At 79.6% G+C, this 2,393-nt stretch carries 3 protein-coding genes; 2 read left to right on the top strand and 1 reads right to left on the bottom strand.

Features of this window, described 5'->3' with window-relative positions:
• Positions 1–195: hypothetical protein (locus tag M1L60_RS46630; protein WP_253244064.1), on the bottom strand; the 195-nt coding region annotated here is incomplete at its 3' end.
• 798 nt (positions 196–993) lie between these two features.
• Between M1L60_RS46630 and M1L60_RS46635 the strand changes: the two genes are divergently transcribed.
• Together M1L60_RS46635 and M1L60_RS46640 are read left to right on the top strand one after the other, a co-directional pair.
• Positions 994–1,896 carry a hypothetical protein gene (locus M1L60_RS46635; RefSeq protein WP_253244065.1) on the top strand — a complete coding sequence of 301 codons (903 nt, stop codon included), beginning with the start codon at positions 994–996 and terminating at the stop codon, positions 1,894–1,896.
• A 135-nt stretch (positions 1,897–2,031) separates the two neighbouring features.
• On the top strand, positions 2,032–2,393 hold a 362-nt coding region (locus M1L60_RS46640; RefSeq protein ID WP_253244066.1), incomplete at its 3' end, for a hypothetical protein.

Below are 2,393 nucleotides of genomic sequence, written 5' to 3' on the forward strand. Positions count from 1 at the left end.
GCCGCCGCGGGCGGCCGGACCGCCGGGCGCGCCGCTACGAACGGCCGCCGAACCGGCGGCACCGGCCACCGAGGCTGCTCCGCTCGCCGCCGCGCCGCCGACCGAAGCCGCGCCGCTGGCGGGGCCGACCGAGGCTGCTCCGCCGACCGACGCTGCTCCACCCGCGCGGCCACCTACTGAGGCTGCACCGCTCACGGGGCCGCCGACTGTTGCTGCTCCGCCGGCTGAGGCCGCACCGGCCGCCGCTGCACCGGCGATCCCGCCGACTACCGCAGCGCCGGAGGCTCCCCGAGCGCCCAGTGCGTGTGAGCCTGAAGGACCGTTGCCCGGTCCACCGGAACCGCCCGGCCCCGGACCGGTCGGTGGGCCGCCGACGCTCGCGGACCCGCGTCCGGCCGCGCCGCGCCCACCCGGGCCGTCGCCGCCGGGCTCACCCCCGTGACCACGCCCGCCCGGAGGCAGAGCGCCCCGAGGCGGCTGCCCCGGAACCGACTGAGCTCGAGAGAGCTGACCGTATTCGCCGGGAACCTGGTCGGGCTCGCCGTGCCGCGAGCGTTCGACGTTGTCCTGGTCGGTCTCGCCCCGCGGCATTCCGGGAACACTCCCGGCGCGCGAAAGCTGGCCGTACTCCCCTGGAACCGGACCAGCCGCGCCCGGCGGCCGGCCGTAGGGCTGCCCCGGCCCGGACAACGGCTGACCGGGCGAGTTCGGCCCGGGCAGCGGCGGGCCGGCGGGATTCTGTCCGTAGGCCGGGGCCGACCCACCGGACGGGTTCGGACCGTACGGCGACGGCCCGGGTGAAACCGGACCGGCCGGCGGCGACACCGGGCGGACGGGCACAGCACCTGTGCCGGCCCGGCCTTGCTGGCCTGGTCCCGGCTGTCCGCCCCGGCCGGGTGGCTGAGCGCCGCCCGGCGGGTTGCCGCCTTGTTGATTGCCTCGCGGGCCGACACGGCCGGAGCCTTCGCCGGGTCGAGCGACGACGCCTGACGTGTGGCCGGCCATCGCTCCGGCCCGACCCGGAACGGCCGGGGCTCGGACACCTTCGCGGCCCGGCACGACCGGCGGCACTACAGCCGCGCCTCGTACTGGCCCAGTTCCGCCCGGTGCGGTTACCGGGAAGCCCCCGGTGTGCCCGGAAGTCCCGGGCCCGCTCGGAACCCGCCCGGTCGAGCCGCCGACCTGGCCACGCCCACTCGGGCCGCCCTGGTTCGGGCCGTGCCCACCAGTGTCACCCTGACCGCCCGCATGACCCGGGCCGGAGCCGTCCGGCCCAGGGCCACCTGGACCACGTCTTCCCGCGCCGCGTCCGCCGGGGCCGCCTTGACCGGGGCCGGCGTCTCCCGCGCCGCCATGACGTCCGCCGCCGTGACGGCCACCGCCGGCACCTTGGTCGGGGGCGTCCGGGCCGCCGCGGGCCTGGGGCATGCGGCCGCCCTGGGCGGGCACGTTGCCGCGACCGGACCGGCCGGCGCCCTGCGGGCCGTCCTGGTCCGGGAAGTCCGGTGCGCCTCCGAAGGCGGTCGGGTCGCCGGCGTCGGGGCTGCCGTGCCGTCCGGTCCGCTCGCCCGGGGTGTTGTCGTCGCCGCGGCCGTGGCGGCCGGGGATCGCTCCGCTTCCGCTGCCGGCGCCGGGGTAGCCGGGACCGCCACCCGGGAAAGCCGCACCGGGGGCGCCGGACACCGGGCGCGCCGAGCCGTAGTCGCCGGGCGCGGCCCCACGGCCGCCGGAGACCGGGCGGCTGGCACCCCCGTACTCACCCGGCGCACCGGAGACGGGCCGGGCCGATCCGAAGTTCGCACCACCGGGCGCGCCCGACACCGGTCGACCGGCGCCACCCGGCGGCGGGCCGTCGGCGTGGAAGCGGTCGCGGCCGCGGGTCGGGCCGCCCGGTGAGGTGGGTCGTGAGGCCGGCGACACCGGCCGGACCGACGGCACCTCGGGAGCGTTGCCGGAGACGGGCACGATCGGGCCGGAAGTCATGCCGTCGAAGTCGCGCGGGTCAGCCCCCGGCCGTCCGGGCGTCCCGTATTGCTGGGGAGCCGGAGCACGCCCACCCGGCATGCCCGGCGCGGGCCCACCGGTCTGGGCGCCGCCGTACTGCGCCCCACCGGGTTGGCCGCCGCTGTCGGAGGCTCCGGGCTGGCCGCCGCCGTATGGGGAAGCCCCGGGCTGGCCGCCGTACTGCGTAGCGCCTCCGGGCGGGGGCGGGCCGGGCTGAGCCGCGCCATAAGCCGCCGGACCGACCTGCGCCGCACCCCGCTGCGGAGCAACGCCGGGCTGGGCCGCGCCACGTTGGGGAGCAGCGCCGGGCTGGGCCGCACCACGCTGCGGGGCAGCGCCGGGCTGGGCCGCACCGCGCGCTGGGGCGGCGGGCTGCGGCGGAACCCCCG

It is taken from the genome of Paractinoplanes aksuensis, assembly GCF_024137025.1.
GTDB lineage: Bacteria > Actinomycetota > Actinomycetes > Mycobacteriales > Micromonosporaceae > Actinoplanes > Actinoplanes aksuensis.